Annotated in this window: 13 protein-coding genes; 10 read left to right on the top strand and 3 right to left on the bottom strand. The window is 38.2% G+C overall.

All coding sequences use genetic code 11. The annotated features are described in order from the left end of the window. Nucleotides 1-193: 193 nt before the first annotated feature. Nucleotides 194-1,207 carry a DUF1835 domain-containing protein gene (locus NV349_RS15200; protein WP_271910454.1) on the top strand — a complete coding sequence of 338 codons (1,014 nt, stop codon included), beginning with the start codon at nt 194-196 and terminating at the stop codon, nt 1,205-1,207. Nucleotides 1,208-1,283: 76 nt separating this feature from the next. Further along, the gene (locus NV349_RS15195; RefSeq protein WP_089933508.1) at nt 1,284-1,712 is read left to right on the top strand and encodes a GatB/YqeY domain-containing protein; all 429 of its coding nucleotides are present in this window, start codon (nt 1,284-1,286) and stop codon (nt 1,710-1,712) included. An 80-nt stretch (nt 1,713-1,792) separates the two neighbouring features. Here the strand turns inward: NV349_RS15195 and NV349_RS15190 are convergent, their stop codons facing one another. The 3 genes from NV349_RS15190 to NV349_RS15180 all read right to left on the bottom strand — a co-directional run bounded on the left by NV349_RS15190 (nt 1,793) and on the right by NV349_RS15180 (nt 6,178). Beyond that, entirely contained in the window at nt 1,793-3,490 is a 1,698-nt protein-coding gene (locus NV349_RS15190; protein ID WP_036121723.1) for a methyl-accepting chemotaxis protein, read from the bottom strand. Beyond that, the gene (locus tag NV349_RS15185) at nt 3,474-5,117 is read right to left on the bottom strand and encodes a pyridoxal phosphate-dependent decarboxylase family protein (protein WP_089933511.1); all 1,644 of its coding nucleotides are present in this window, start codon (nt 5,115-5,117) and stop codon (nt 3,474-3,476) included. Before NV349_RS15185 ends, NV349_RS15190 begins: the two co-directional genes overlap by 17 nt. A 356-nt stretch (nt 5,118-5,473) precedes the next feature. Beyond that, complete coding sequence (locus tag NV349_RS15180; RefSeq protein ID WP_036121717.1) at nt 5,474-6,178, bottom strand: polysaccharide deacetylase family protein; 705 nt, start codon at nt 6,176-6,178, stop codon at nt 5,474-5,476. Nucleotides 6,179-6,334: 156 nt separating this feature from the next. On the opposite strand from NV349_RS15180, the gene NV349_RS15175 reads away from it, so the two are divergent. From NV349_RS15175 to prmA, 8 genes are all read left to right on the top strand, one after another. Beyond that, nucleotides 6,335-7,534: a DHH family phosphoesterase gene (locus NV349_RS15175; RefSeq protein WP_271910450.1), complete on the top strand. Its 1,200-nt coding sequence runs from the start codon at nt 6,335-6,337 to the stop codon at nt 7,532-7,534. A gap of 115 nt (nt 7,535-7,649) precedes the next feature. Continuing rightward, nucleotides 7,650-8,498, top strand: a complete 849-nt coding sequence (locus NV349_RS15170; protein WP_271910448.1) for a DUF4179 domain-containing protein — start codon at nt 7,650-7,652, stop codon at nt 8,496-8,498. A gap of 219 nt (nt 8,499-8,717) precedes the next feature. After that, a complete protein-coding gene (gene hemW, locus NV349_RS15165) occupies nt 8,718-9,863 on the top strand; it encodes a radical SAM family heme chaperone HemW (RefSeq protein WP_058844751.1) in 1,146 nt (381 codons plus the stop codon). An 89-nt stretch (nt 9,864-9,952) separates the two neighbouring features. Next, the gene (gene hrcA, locus NV349_RS15160; protein WP_058844752.1) at nt 9,953-10,981 is read left to right on the top strand and encodes a heat-inducible transcriptional repressor HrcA; all 1,029 of its coding nucleotides are present in this window, start codon (nt 9,953-9,955) and stop codon (nt 10,979-10,981) included. A 17-nt stretch (nt 10,982-10,998) separates the two neighbouring features. After that, nucleotides 10,999-11,571 carry a nucleotide exchange factor GrpE gene (gene grpE, locus NV349_RS15155; RefSeq protein ID WP_058844753.1) on the top strand — a complete coding sequence of 191 codons (573 nt, stop codon included), beginning with the start codon at nt 10,999-11,001 and terminating at the stop codon, nt 11,569-11,571. Nucleotides 11,572-11,646: 75 nt separating this feature from the next. Continuing rightward, entirely contained in the window at nt 11,647-13,488 is a 1,842-nt protein-coding gene (gene dnaK, locus NV349_RS15150; protein WP_036121693.1) for a molecular chaperone DnaK, read from the top strand. A 227-nt stretch (nt 13,489-13,715) separates the two neighbouring features. Beyond that, on the top strand, nt 13,716-14,834 hold the full coding sequence (gene dnaJ / locus NV349_RS15145; RefSeq protein ID WP_036121690.1) for a molecular chaperone DnaJ: 1,119 nt from the start codon (nt 13,716-13,718) through the stop codon (nt 14,832-14,834). A gap of 22 nt (nt 14,835-14,856) precedes the next feature. After that, complete coding sequence (gene prmA / locus NV349_RS15140) at nt 14,857-15,798, top strand: 50S ribosomal protein L11 methyltransferase (RefSeq protein ID WP_036121686.1); 942 nt, start codon at nt 14,857-14,859, stop codon at nt 15,796-15,798. Nucleotide 15,799: the final 1 nt, after the last annotated feature.

Below are 15,799 nucleotides of genomic sequence, written 5' to 3'. Positions count from 1 at the left end.
AATCTACCTAAAGAAGTCTCCCTCGCTTAAAAGAATAGAACCTTTACATAAATAGGGCAATTCTTTATCCTTTCTTTCCATAAAAAACTAAATTAGTAATTTAAGGTAATAGGAAATTGCGGTATGATGGAAGTAACTGTTTTTATGGAAAGGGAATTTAAGATACAAGCCATTGTGCAAAGGAGTTTAGATAATGGAACATGTCAACAAATTAAAAATGGCGGTAAAGCGAATGAGTGAGGCTGATGCGAAGTCTATGCTCTTTTTGACTTTAATGAATGAACAGTCGAAGGACGATATGGTACAGTTTTTATTGCAGCAAAATGAGGAGCAGGATGTTTCAACGATCGAAACGGTTCATATTGTGTTTGGTCATTCACCTGGAGGGAGTTTGAAGGCTGCATTTCGCAATAGTAACTACGTGAAAACGGAAGAAATCATCGTTATGCCTGGTAATTTTTCTGTTGGTCCTTTGAAAGATTTACATCTATGTGAAGGGATTGAAGCTCGTTTTCAATGGCTACAAGAGCGCTATTTTATAGAAGACGATGGATTGGCCATTTTTGAGCGCGAGGTGAAGGAAGCCGTAGAGAAAATAAAATCTATTCCGCCACATCAAGATATAATCATATGGACTTGTCAAAATGCCCATGAACAAATAGGGCTTCGACTTGTCTTAGCGATGCTAGAAAAGAAACCAAATGATATCTATGTATTAGATACTTTTCAGTTATTCCATGAGTTGCATATATTCCCCCAGTTAGCAGAGGACAATTATCCAAGATCCTCTGGAGAGGTCAGTGTAGAGAATGTACTTCATATTTATGAGCAATACCAGGGACGCCCATTAAAAAAATCAGTACAGCAGGCTTTATCTAAAGAAGGATTAAAGATGTTAATGGATGACTACTGTATACATACCTGGGAATACAATGAACTTTGGAGTCATCACAATGAAAATGTAGATGATGACTGGATCATTGCCTGTGCTAAACGATTACATGAAGACCAAGAAGAAGCTCCATATCTAATGGCGGCTAGACTCATTGGGGAAGTGCTAGGGCATATGGAACAGTATAGAGAAGCGGAATGGATTGAATATCGCCTGCGTCAATTAATTCAGCAAGGGGTCTTTTCTTATCGAGGTGAGTTAAAAGGGATGTTGCATTATCAAGTAAAATTAGCAGATGCTTATTTGCTTGACTGAGGCACTGACTGTCATGTTCTGAGGTATTTTATGGTATAATGTTTTCTAATATAGATGGCTTGAAGGAGTGAGATCATTGTTAAAAACAGAAGTATTTGAACAATTAAAAACGGCAATGAGAGAGAAAGATACTTTAGCAAAGGGTGTATTATCTCTTTTGAAATCAGCTTTAGATTCTGCTGAAAAAGAAAAGGGAGCAGCATTAATCGCTGAAGAAGAGATAGCCATTATTCATCGAGAGGTCAAACAAACGAATCAAGCGTTAGAAGGCGCACAGACGGCTGGACGAGTAGATTTGATTGAAAAAGAGGAAGCCAAATTGACACTTTTGAAATCTTTCTTACCGAAGCAATTATCCGAAGAAGCGATTGCTGAGAAATTAGTAGCGGCAGGTGTTGGTAAAGGAATGAACATGGGAGAAGCCATGAAAATTGCGAAGCCATTGCTTACAGGCCAAGCGGAAGGTGCAGTTATCTCAAAAGTTGTGAAAAATATTATTGCCTAATCTTCTACCATTTTGGTAGGAGATTTTTTATGCAGAGAAAAATCCGCTATGCCGAAAAGGAGCATAGCGGATTCTTAATTTTATAACTTAAATTTTTGAGTGATATTGCGAAGCTGTTGAGCCATTTCTGCTAAGTTATTCGAAGAAGCTGTGATTTCCTCGATACTTGCAGATTGCTCCTCAGAAGCAGCAGCAACGTTTTGAATATTGCCTGAGGCTTGCACAGCTACTACGCCCACTTGTTCAACAGAGATCGCGATGCTGCTCACGCCTTCATTGATATTGGACATTATGTTATTGACATGGTCCATTTCCTGCGTAAGTGATGTGACGTGGCTATAGATGTCAGCAAATGCTTCTCCTGATGCATTAAATGTTGTGGAGCTTTCCGCAAGATTACTGCTGCTAATAGCCATCGATTTTACGGCTTGAGCCGATTCTTCCTTAATGGTTTCGATACGTGTTCGAATACTGTTTGTAGCATCTAAAGATTGATCGGCCAGCTTACGTACTTCCTCAGCTACTACTGCAAAGCCTTTGCCATGCTCACCTGCACGCGCTGCTTCAATGGAAGCATTTAACGCAAGTAAGTTGGTTTGATCCGTTATTTGGGTAATCAATGCTACAATATCCCCGATTTCATTCGTGTATGTGCTTAAACGTTCAACGACAGTTGCTGATTCTTGAATGGCTTGGGATGTTACGGCCATTTTTTCTGTAGCATCTTGAATCGTTGTATTGCCTTTTTCTGAGATCGCAGATGCCTGGAATGCCTTTTCTGTCACACCAGTTACGCTTGTGACAACCTCTGTCATTTTGCTAGAGATGGTTGTAATATGGCTTTCCACTTCTTCAATCGAAGAGGTTTGTTTTTCTGAGCCCACTGCAACCTCTTGCATAGAAGATGTAATTTGCTGTATGGAAGCACTTGTTTGCTCGGAGCTTGCAGTTAATTCCTCTGACATGGCCGCCACTTGTTCAGCATTTTGAGCTATTTGCTGAATTAATGTACGTAAATCTTCCGTCATATTTTCAATGCCTGATGATAGCTGGGCAATTTCATTGGAACCTTTTATTTGGAGAGGCTCGACGGCTAAATCTCCCTGTGCAACCTGACCGACATAGCGAGTCATTTTTTTAATTGGTTTCGTAATACCTACACTAATAAAGTAAGCAACGATAATACCAAAAATCACAAAAACAACGGTTAGAATAATACAAATCCAAAGTGTTTCTGTTTGTAGCTTAGAAATGAAGGAAGCATCCATATCTAAACCAAAAATAATATCAGTATCTTTAAATGGGATGAAAATAGATTTATGGATACCATATTCATCTTTGTATATATCACTTGTTTGAATGGTTTGTGTGTCGACGGCTTTTCGCATTTCATCACTAAATTCATAGTCTTGCTGATGATTGTCAGTATTACTTAATGCCACGATATGCTCCTTACCATTGGCTTTTGAAAGCACATAGGCGTTTTCTATATCAAACTTTTTAACCGTAGCGTTTAATTGATCTAATAGTTTTTTATAATTGTCAGAGCTACCGTTATCCGCCGCTTTTACATCATTTTTCTCAAGATCTTCAAAAATCGTATTCGATGTGATCTCTAAAGTAGTTTCGAATTGTTTAATGACAAAATTGTCGATAATACGGTAAGAAACCGCGAATAAAACAACACTAAATAGCAATGAAATAATGGCTATTGGAATGGTGAAACTGGCTATATATTTATAGAGTAAAGAACTTTTAAATTTAGTGACGATACGCAATGTGAGACGCCTCCAATACTGTTAGCTTTTGCTGTAAGAAATGAATCATGTTTGGGATATGATCTGTCTCTGTGTATGGTGAAATAGAGAAGAATTTTGCCGCTGCAACGGGAACATGCTGTGTTGTATCACTCGTGCTAACCGTACAAACCCGTGTTGTATCACCGAAGAATACATCATCACGACCTTCACCTATAATTTCAAAGAATGATGCATTGATGCCATTAATGTGTTCGATTTGATCCTGTGTATAATGACCAGCTTGTTCAGCCTGCCAATTGAAGCCATCAGGATACAAGCGAAAGGCTGTAACTGGACCAATATTTGTGTCATTAACGACCTGTAGCATTGGTGTTTTCACAGCTAATTGTGTGCGGAACGCTAAATTCACACGTACATAGTTGGCTAATAGTTGCTGATAACCTTCCTTACCGAATGCTTGGAGAGCAGCAAAAATAGCAATGGAGCTACCCATACGAGAGCACTCTAATGTATAACCAGTATGGTATGAACCGTAACCACGATTGCCCACATAAGGTGTATCGAAGTCCTCAATATCTAATAGCTGTAAACTGTTACCTTCTTTAATTAAGAATAAGCTAGTTAAATAAGGTGTTTGTCCAAGCTTTTGGAAGTCAAAGCAAAGGCTATCTGCCATAGCTAGATGTTGCATGCGGTCATGGATATGTCGTAAGCCTTGTACGACATCGCCTTCAAATTGTAGAGGGTTTTTTTCGAAATCATAATCATTGAAGAAGGCATAAAAACCACCTAAAGCCGAATCAGCATGAATATGTACTGGCTGTAAATTGTACTTCTTCTCAAGCGTTGTAGTAACCTCTTTAATAGCTTGTATATCATCAATACCAAATTGATCAGTCGCTCCTGTAGTAGCCACTACATAGACAGGGATACCGCCATTTTCGATTACTTCTGTCATACGAATACGTAGGTCTTCCACATCCATTGAGTGGTCTTTGCCAGCTTTTACACGTACTAAATGTTTACTGCCAATGCCCACGGCCTCAACAGATTTTAAAAGGCTATAATGTGCGTTTTCTGAAGCAAAGCAATATAAGTTATTCGGAACACCATCTTCTTTGGCATGTGGAAATTGTTTGGCGATGGCAAGGCGAAGTCCACTGAAAACGGCACCTTGTCCACCCCATGTTGTATAACCAAAGCTCTTCGTATAATCATAGCCAACTAATTTAGACATCATAGCCACTACTTTGACCTCACACTCAGCGGCAGCAGGACCATAAACATCCCATAAATTGTTGCCATTTAGTAGGGCATTTGTAAATTGACCTAATACACCTGGGATGCTTGCCATTGGTAAAACATTGGTTACAAAGTTACGTGTATGATAAGGATGTCCTTGCATTAATTGTGTCATTTCTTTTACAACTTGATCGAGCCCAACCCCTGTAGTTGGCACTTGATGTTCTTGCATCAGCTCTTGATAGAAATTAGCAGAACGCTCTTTCATTGGACCAAGTGTTGTCTTATGTGGATTTTTTAATTCATCTAATGAGGAAACAATTTTCTCTAATAGGGATAAAAAATTCTCTCTTTGTTGGATATTTCCATCTTCGCTCTGGAATAATTGTTGGATATTTTGCATAATCATCATCCTTTTATAGTTCATATTTCCTCTATTTTTAATATAATAAAAATAGGACATTATACTAAAGGTATAATAGCATATTTTAGCAGAGATGGTGATTATATTTTACTGAAAAAATATTTATTAACATTTCTGAAAAATCCAACTTCAATTTATAGATTCTAAATAAGTTGTTTTCCTTTATGCCATGGGGTTTATAAGCTGAACATGCTATTGGATATGGAGATTGAGAGGAAGATTAGAAATTATAAATTAGATAATGTTTAGGTCATAGAAAAAGAGAGGGAATCTAATCCTTTCTAACTAAAAAAATCTGCATGAAAGGTGATGCAGATTCTTGGCAACAGGGGTGATTATTTTTGATATTGTAAAAGTTCTTCTATCGTAACAAATGTATAGCCTTCATCAATAAGCGTTTGAAGAATGCCTTCTATTGCCTGTAATTCATTGTCTGTATGGTCGTACATAGGGTGCATTAAAATAATAGAACCTGGTTGAATATTTTCTTTCACATAATTTATTTTTTCCTCTGCCTTTGTAAAGAACGTATCGGGCTCTAAGTTCCATGTAATGGTCTCACGTTGATGTTTATGTAAATAATGGGGAAAGCCGATTAGTTTTTTACCATAGGGTGGTCTGACGAAAGGTGTTTGTTGATAGCCAATGCTAGCAATGAGTGCATCTGTTTTTTCTATTTCATTTTTAATAAAGGAAGGGCTTTTCAATACCATACGCTTATGCGAATACGTATGGTTGCCAATTTGATGGCCTGCTACTGCAATTTTCTTTGCTTCTTCTGGATGCTTCTCAATATCCTGTCCAATTAGAAAAAACGTTGCTTTTACTTGGTAGTCTTCTAGTAACGCTAAAATAGCGTCTGTCTTGTCAGTTGGTCCATCATCGAATGTCAGGGCAGCCACCTTTTCCTGTGTGTCAACATGAGAAGTAATATTGCCAAACAATTGATAGTTACGAGCGTTCATTAGTTTATAAGCTGAAAATGCGAAAGCACACATTAGTAGAAGAACTATGCCAATAGTAATTAGTTTCCGTTTCATGAACAGACTCCTCTCTTTGTCCAGATCGATATCATGTTTTAAATGTATGTTAACTTGAATCCAATTTCAATGACGCTTTGTCCGTACTGCAATTTTTAGCTACCACTTTCTGTTTGAATCACAAAAAAATAACCATACTACATGGGAGGTGAAGAGATGTATAAATTATTATCACATAATGATTTAGATGGAGTAGGGTGTGGGATTTTAGCAAAGCTTGCTTTTAACGATAAGGTAAGGATACGCTACAATTCTATTACGGCACTTGACCGTGAAATAGAATTCTTTTTGGAGAATGATCAACAGAAAACATTTTTGTTTATTACAGATCTTTCTCCAAACGAAGAAAATGAAAAAAGGATTCAGGACTATTATCAGGCAACTGGGAATGTACAATTGCTGGATCATCATAAAACAGCGCTGCATTTCAATCAGTATGAATGGGGAAAGGTTTTAATTGAAGATGAGCATGGCTATTTAACGTCCGCTACTTCTTTATTGTATCAGTACTTGGTGACCCATGGTTTATTAGAAAAAACAGCCGCCATTTCAGAATTCGTAGAGTTAGTAAGACAATATGATACATGGGAATGGGAAAAGAACGGCAATTTTCAAGCGCAACGATTAAATGCACTGTTTTTTCTAGTATCCATTGAAGAATTTGAAGAGAAAATGCTGGATCGTTTAAAAACAAGTGATCGCTTTGATTTTGATGAATTTGAAAAGAAAATTTTAAGTATGGAAGAAGAAAAAATAGAGCGTTATATTCGGCGGAAGAAACGAGAACTTGTGCAAACCAATTTGGGCGACTTTTATGCTGGCGTTGTTTATGCAGAATCCTATCATTCTGAGCTTGGTAATGAATTAGGTAAGGAAAACATGCATCTTGATTATATTGCGATGATCAATATGGGCAGTAAAAGAATATCCTTTCGAACGGTTCATGACCATATAGATGTGTCAGCTATTGCCGCTGTTTATGGTGGAGGCGGACATCAAAAGGCTGCGGGCTGCTCTTTAACGATGGAAGCCTACAAACAGTTTGTATTGGCAACCTTCCACATAGAGCCTATTCCAGAGGATGCCAAAAGGAATCGTTATAATTTAAAGGCTTCTTCATTTGGAACATTTTATAAAAATCAGCAAGAGGATGTGTTTATTCTTTTTTCAAGCGACGATATTGACTGGGGGATTGAAAAGAATAACACGCCATTAGCGCAAAACTTTGCTAGCTTTCATGAAGCGGAGTGGTTTTTAAAGCGAAATTATGAGGTGTGGTTAGTAAGAGATGATCTCTTTGTGGACTATTTAATGCAAATGGCCAACAAAGTTCGTCATCAGCATAAAGGAATGTAAAAATTCCTTTTATACATAATGGATTCGTCCTGTCTTGCTTTTAAACAAGGTTATATAATGCTTTGTTACAAACTACAATGAATTATAACGATATTTATAAAAATGAGGTGTACGGTTGTCCAATGATATACTGCGAGTAGTGGATTTGGATAAGGAAAATCGAGGACGCAGAAAAAAACGAGGAATAGTTGTTATCTTTTTATTGATGGTCGTTAGTGGATCATTGCTGTATTTGTGGTGGAATCGAGATGTGGATTTCGAAGCCTATAAAACAGAGGTGGGGAAGACAGCAAGCAATAGCTTAGGGCGTTTAACGTTAAATGAAGTGATTATTGATGACAATCAAATTTTACTGAATGCTACCTTTGAGCCTGTGAAAGCATTTACACCAAAACACCAAATATTTTTCTTCCCTCAAATACTCGTCAATGGGAAAGATTATATGGTTCGTAATGGAGGTCAATCCATTGTCCAGTCTAAAAATGTATATACCATATACAATAGTATCAAAATGGATGATTTTCCGTCAGACGAAGATTTAGCATTAGCTATTCGTTATAAAGATTGGAATGTAGAAACACCGATTGATAAACCTTGGGAATTTCAGGTAGAGGCTTCTCAGGAACAATTACAAGAAGATCGAAAAATCTTTGTGATTAATAAAAAAGTCAATCATGTCGATCAACAGGAAATAACGATTGATAAAGTTGTCTCCACACCCATCTCAACAACGATTTATTTTCATGCCGATCAAAGCATTGTCAATGATGCAGTTTATTTTAAAATCCAATCAAAGGCAGGACAATCATGGAACTTTGCTACACCCTATCCATTAAATAAAGAGGGGACAAAGTGGGGAAGTCGCGTAGATGCACTTTATTTAACAGAAAAAAATTATACATTAATTCCTGTCAAGAAGGATGGCAGTAAAGTTGCTGACGGCATCAAAATAAAAAAAGAATAAAGTTGTAGTCATTTGTTATATATGAAAAACTGCACTTCCGATTTGTTAGAAACGGGCTAACAATCGGAGTGCAGTTTGTTTTTTTCTAGAACTAAATGACAAGGAAGCTACCCTTGCAGATATGTATGGAAAACTCGCTAGATGGTTTCATAGCGTTCCTTCTATTGATTCGTTATAATGTAGAAATGGAAAAGACTTAACGAGAAAGAAGGGATTGCTATGGCACGAGGTGTTTACATTCATATTCCTTTCTGTCATCAAATTTGTAATTATTGTGATTTCAATAAATTTTACTTTAAAAACCAACCAGTGGATGAATATATAGAAGCACTTGGTAAAGAGATGGCTCTTGCCACACAAAAATATCCGGACAATTTTCGTAATATCGAAACGATTTTTCTTGGAGGTGGGACACCAACTGCTTTATCACCGGAGCAATTGGACAAACTACTAACGTATATTCATACGTATATTCCGATGGAGAGTGTGACAGAATTTACATCAGAGGCTAATCCGGATGAATTGTCTGCGGCAAAATTGCGAGTGTTGTTTGATGGTGGTGTCAATCGTCTAAGCATGGGTGTGCAATCTTTTGACCAAGGGCTGTTACAGAAGATTGGACGCACTCATAGTAATGACCATGTTTATGAAACAATCGCTTTGGCTAGAAAAATTGGCTTTCAAAACATTAGCATTGATTTAATGTATGGTTTACCTGGGCAAACGATGGCTCAATGGAAGGACTCATTAGACAAAGCTTTTGCCCTTGATTTACCCCATTTCTCTGCCTACTCTCTTATTGTAGAGCCAAAAACGATTTTTTATAATCAATACACAAAAGGCAAGTTGTATTTACCAACGGAAGATCTCGAAGCAGATATGTATGATGTGTTGATGCAGCAAATGGCTTTACATGGACTTCAACAATACGAAATTAGTAATTTTGCAAAACCAGGCTTCCATTCAGAGCATAACAAGATTTATTGGGATAATGATGAATATGCAGGGTTTGGGGCGGGTGCCCATGGTTATTTAAAGGGCATACGTTACTCCAATCATGGTCCATTAAGAAAATATATGGATGCTGTTTTTGTAAATGAGCTACCTATTGTTCATGAACATGAAGTATCTCCAGCGGAAAAAAGAGAAGAACAAATGTTTTTAGGGCTGCGAAAAACAGCGGGGGTTATGCACACTATATATGAAGAAAAATTTAAAACACCAATGGCTGCTCATTATGAGACTGTTATAAAAGATTTAGTTTCAAAAGATCTTTTAGAACAAGATAAGGTGGGTGTTCGTCTAACTAGAAAAGGACGTTTTGTGGGCAATGAAGTTTTTCAACAATTTTTGCTAGAAGATTGAGCGATATCGTTGACATAAAATGTGGGATTTGATAACTTAATAATAGTATTAGCACTCCTCTTAGTCGAGTGCTAACAGAGGTGATAATCATGCTAACAAATCGGCAGTTACAGATATTGCAAGTCATTGTAGACGACTTTATTGTGTCTGCACAGCCGGTAGGTTCTCGCCAAATCTCCAAAAAACAAGGGATTACATTTAGTCCAGCCACTATTCGAAATGAAATGGCGGATTTAGAGGAATTAGGCTTCTTAGAGAAAACACATACTTCCTCTGGTCGAGTGCCTTCAGAAAAGGGTTACAGATTTTATGTAGATCATTTGTTGAGTCCTCAAGGCATTAATTCGAAGGACATTCAACAAATCCAATCAATTTTTAATGATCGACTAGTAGAAGTAGAGCATATTATCCGAAAGTCAGCCAACATTCTATCGGAGCTGACATCGTATACTTCCATACTTTTAGGACCTGATGTTCAAAGGCATCGTGTCAAACGATTTTCAATTGTCCCTCTTTCTAGCGATACAGCAGTAGCAATTATCGTAACGAATAATGGGCATGTTGAAAATCGCATGTTCAACTTACCGCCAGATTTTACCGCTTCTGATTTAGAGAAAATGGTCAATATCTTAAATGATCGCCTGATTGGTGTATCCTTAGAAGATCTCCATAAAAGCCTTGAAGCTGAAGTGCTAGCCGTGTTACAGCAACATATTAGATCAGCGGATGATTTTATTCGCGCGCTCGTAACAGCAACAATGCATAATTCAGAAAGTAAAATTTTCTATGGTGGGAAAACGAATATGTTCAACCAACCAGAATTCCATGATTTAAATAAAGTTCGCATGATTTTGGACTTGATGGAGACGACTAGCCAAGTGCAGTCCCTTTTCCATCCGAACGAATCAGGTATTCATATTCGGATAGGCTCAGAAAATAAACAATTAGAAATGGAAAATTGCAGTGTCATTACCACTACCTATTCCATTGGTGATGACCAACAGGGAGCCATTGCTATCATTGGCCCAACACGTATGGATTATAAGCGTGTCGTGGCTTTATTAGACATAATGCGCTTGGATTTAACACAAGCCTTTATGAAAAATCGTAGTGAATGATAATGAGGAGGATTCAAGTGACGGAAACAACGGAAAACAAAGATTTAGTACAAGAAGATGTACAAGCTGAAACGACAGCAGAGGAAGTAACACAATCAGAAGTTCAAGAAGAAGTAGAATTATCTATTGAAGAACAGTATGAGGCGAAGCTGGCTGAGCTACAAGCAAAGCTAGATGACGAGGAAAATCGTCACCTACGTCTACGTGCTGACTTCGATAATATGCGTCGTCGTCATCAGTTAGACAGTGAGGCTGCTGAGAAGTACCGTGCGCAAAACCTACTATCTGACTTATTGCCAGTTCTTGATAATTTTGAGCGTGCTCTACAAGTAGAGACAACTTCTGAAGAAACTGCATCCATCATTAAAGGGATTGAAATGGTGTACCGCTCTTTAATTGAAGCGACAGAAAAAGAAGGTCTACAAGTCATTAAAGCTGAAGGTGAGCAATTTGATCCAACTATTCACCAAGCTGTTATGCAAGAACAAGATAGTGAAAAAGAGACGGGTGTTGTCTTACGCGAGCTCCAAAAAGGGTATATCTTAAAGGATCGTGTTTTACGCCCAACAATGGTATCTGTGAACGAATAGTCCTTGTACTATTTAGTCAATTAAAATTAGTTAGAAAACGCATCCCTTGCGTTGACATAATAGGAGGAAATTTTAATGAGCAAAATTATTGGTATTGACTTAGGAACAACAAACTCTTGCGTTTCTGTACTTGAAGGTGGAGAACCAAAAGTAATTCCAAATCCAGAAGGTAACCGTACGACACCATCTGTTGTTGCATTTAAAAATGGTGAACGTCAAGTTGGTGAAGTAGCGAAACGTCAATCTGTAACAAACCCTAATACAATTATGTCTATTAAATCAAAAATGGGTACAGCTGATAAAGTAACAGTAGAAGATAAAGATTACACACCACAAGAAGTATCGGCTATGATTCTTCAATACTTAAAAGGTTATGCAGAAGATTACTTAGGGGAAAAAGTAACAAAAGCAGTTATTACAGTTCCTGCTTACTTTAATGATGCACAACGCCAAGCTACAAAAGATGCTGGTAAAATCGCAGGTCTAGAAGTAGAGCGTATCATCAACGAACCAACTGCCGCTGCACTTGCTTATGGTTTAGACAAACAAGACCAAGACCAAAAAGTATTAGTATTTGACCTTGGTGGCGGTACGTTTGATGTATCTATCCTTGAGTTAGGTGACGGTGTCTTTGAAGTATTAGCTACAGCTGGTGATAACAAACTGGGTGGGGATGATTTCGATGACGCGGTTATTGAATATCTAGTAGCTGAATTCAAAAAAGAAAACGGTATTGATTTATCAAAAGATAAAATGGCGATGCAACGTTTAAAAGATGCCGCTGAAAAAGCGAAAAAAGATTTATCTGGTGTAACATCAACACAAATCTCTTTACCATTCATTACAGCTGGTGAAGCAGGTCCTTTACACTTAGAAATTTCTTTAACTCGTGCAAAATTTGACGAAATTACATTACCATTAGTAAATCGTACAGTTGGACCAGTACGTCAAGCATTATCTGATGCAGGTCTTTCAACTTCTGAAATCGACCAAGTTATTTTAGTTGGTGGTTCTACGCGTATTCCAGCAGTACAAGAAGCGGTACGTAAAGAAACTGGTAAAGAGCCTCACCGTGGTGTAAACCCTGACGAAGTAGTAGCTATGGGTGCTGCTGTACAAGGTGGCGTATTAACAGGTGATGTAAAAGACGTAGTATTACTTGACGTAACACCACTTTCACTTGGTATTGAAACAATGGGTGGCGTGTTCACAAAATTAATCGACCGTAACACAACAATTCCTACTTCTAAATCACAAGTATTCTCTACAGCAGCTGATAACCAACCAGCAGTAGATATTCATGTTCTACAAGGTGAGCGTTCAATGGCAGCTGACAATAAAACATTAGGTCGCTTCCAATTAGCAGATATTCCACCAGCACCACGTGGTGTACCTCAAATCGAAGTAACATTCGATATTGATAAAAACGGTATCGTATCTGTCAAAGCGAAAGACCTTGGTACAAACAAAGAGCAAACAATTGTGATTCAATCTGATTCTGGTTTATCAGAGGAAGAAATTGAACGCATGGTAAAAGACGCAGAGTCTAATGCTGAAGCGGATGCTAAACGTAAAGAAGAAGCAGATCTTCGCAACGAAGCAGACCAATTAGTATTCCAAGTGGATAAAACAATTGCTGACTTAGGCGAGCAAATTACAGAAGATGAGAAAAAATCTGTTGAAGACGCTCGTGATGAATTGAAAAAAGCGCTTGAAGCTGGTGAATTAGAAGGCATTAAAGCAGCAAAAGAAAAATTAGAAGGCGTATTACAGCCACTAGTGATGAAAGTTTATGAGCAAGCGGCAGCGGCAGCTCAAGCGGCTCAAGGTGGCGACGCAGGTGCAGACACTGGCGCTGGTAAAAAAGATGACGGTGTTGTAGACGCTGATTTCGAAGAAGTAAAAGATGATAAATAGGAAGTAACACAGTTAAGTGAAAAAGCCAAAGACCGCTTGCGGCTTTGGCTTTTGTCATGATGTTGTGATCGCTTCACGTAAATGACACCATTTATGGAATAGTTGCATACGTTAGCTGCTAGGAAGTGAAAACCTCAATTTTATGGGATGATTAATCGAAAAAATAAGGCAGTTTTAACAACTGCATGTTACAATAGATTTTATGCAAACAGAGCGGAGTGTGAATCATGGAGAAACGCGATTATTACGAGGTGCTTGGTTTAACAAAATCAGCTTCTAAAGATGAAATTAAAAAAGCATACCGTAAATTATCAAAACAATATCACCCTGATCTTAATAAAGAGCCGGGTGCAGATGAAAAATTCAAAGAAATCGCTGAAGCATATGAAGTATTAAGCGACGACCAGAAAAAAGCACGCTACGACCAATTTGGTCATGAAGACCCGAATGCGGGCTTTGGTGGTGGCTTTGGAGGCGGCGGCTTTGGCGGCTTCGAGGATATTTTCAGCTCTTTCTTCGGTGGTAGTGGTCGCCGTCAAGACCCAAATGCGCCACGTAAAGGCGATGATCTACAATATCGCATGAATATTAAATTTGAGGAAGCTATTTTTGGGAAAGAAACAGAAATAGAAATTCCGAAAGATGAAACGTGTGAAACATGTCATGGCTCAGGAGCGAAGCCAGGCACACAGCCAGAAACATGTTCGACATGTAATGGGGCTGGACAAATCAACCAAGCAGTGGATACACCGTTTGGTCGCATGATGAACCGTCGTGCATGTACGACTTGCCATGGTACAGGTAAAATCATTAAAGAAAAATGTTCAACTTGTCGTGGAGAAGGAAAAGTTCAAAAACGCAAGAAAATTAAAGTGACGATTCCAGCAGGTGTGGATGATGGACAACAAATTCGTGTATCGGGTCAAGGTGAACCAGGTATTAACGGTGGTCCTGCAGGGGATTTATATATTATGTTCCGTGTTCAAGGGCATAAAGAATTTGAACGTGATGGGGACGATATTTACTTCGAGTTGAAGTTGACATTCCCTCAAGCCGCACTTGGAGATGAAATTGAAGTGCCTACAGTGCATGGTAAAGTCAAATTACGTATCCCAGCTGGCACACAGTCAGGTGCCCAATTCCGTCTTAAAGATAAAGGCGTTAAAAATGTTCATGGCTATGGTATGGGGAATCAGTATGTAACGGTCAAAGTCATGACACCTGAGAAATTAACAGAAAAGCAAAAGCAATTACTACGAGAATTTGCTGAAATTAGTGGCGATATCCCTGAAGAACAAGGTAGTTCACTATTCGATAAAATTAAGAAAAAATTCCAAGGTGAATAATTAGAGGGAGCTGAAGAGCTACGTGAAGTGGTCTGAATTATCCATTCATACAAAAAATGAAGCGGTAGAAGCAATTTCGAATATTTTGCATGAAGCAGGTGCAAGTGGTGTTGTCATCGAAGATTCTGCAGAATTTGCGAAGCCACGTGAAGATCAATATGGTGAAATTTATGCGCTAAATGAAGATGATTTTCCGAAAGATGGCGTCATTGTCAAAGCTTATTTATCAGAGTCTAGTTTTTTAAATGAAACGGTCGAAGAAATTAAAGCAGCCATCACAAACTTGACGAACTTTAACATTGATATCGGTGAAAATGTTGTCTCCATTGTTGAAGTCAATGAGGAAGATTGGGCAACTGCCTGGAAGCAATACTACCATCCTGTCAAAATTTCTGAACGCTTTACAATCGTACCAACATGGGAGGATTATACACCTGTTTCAACAGATGAACTGATTATTGAATTAGATCCTGGTATGGCTTTTGGTACAGGTACACATCCAACGACGGTGATGTGTTTACAAGGACTTGAAAAGGTCATTAAAGAAGAGGATACAGTTGTCGATATCGGTACAGGATCCGGTGTATTATCTATTGGTGCAGCATTACTTGGTGCTAAAAGTGTGCATGCTCTCGATTTAGACGAGGTAGCTGTACGTTCGGCACAAGAAAATGTGGCGTTGAATAAAGTAGAAGATAAGGTAGAGGTATTCCATGGTAACTTATTAGATACTGTCAAAGAACCAGCAGACGTGGTGGTGGCTAATATTTTGGCCGAAATCATTATGTCCTTCACTGACGACGCATTTACAATTGTGAAACCAGGTGGATTATATGTCACTTCAGGCATTATCGGGGCAAAACGTGATGATGTCAAAGCAGCACTAGAAGCTTCAGGCTTTGTGATTGAAGAAGTATTATTAATGGAAGATTGGGTAGCTATTATTGCTCGTCGACCGCTATAAC

This window comes from Lysinibacillus sp. OF-1 (assembly GCF_028356935.1).
GTDB classification, from domain to species: domain Bacteria; phylum Bacillota; class Bacilli; order Bacillales_A; family Planococcaceae; genus Lysinibacillus; species Lysinibacillus fusiformis_D.
This window is presented reverse-complemented; position numbering and strand designations above follow the sequence as displayed.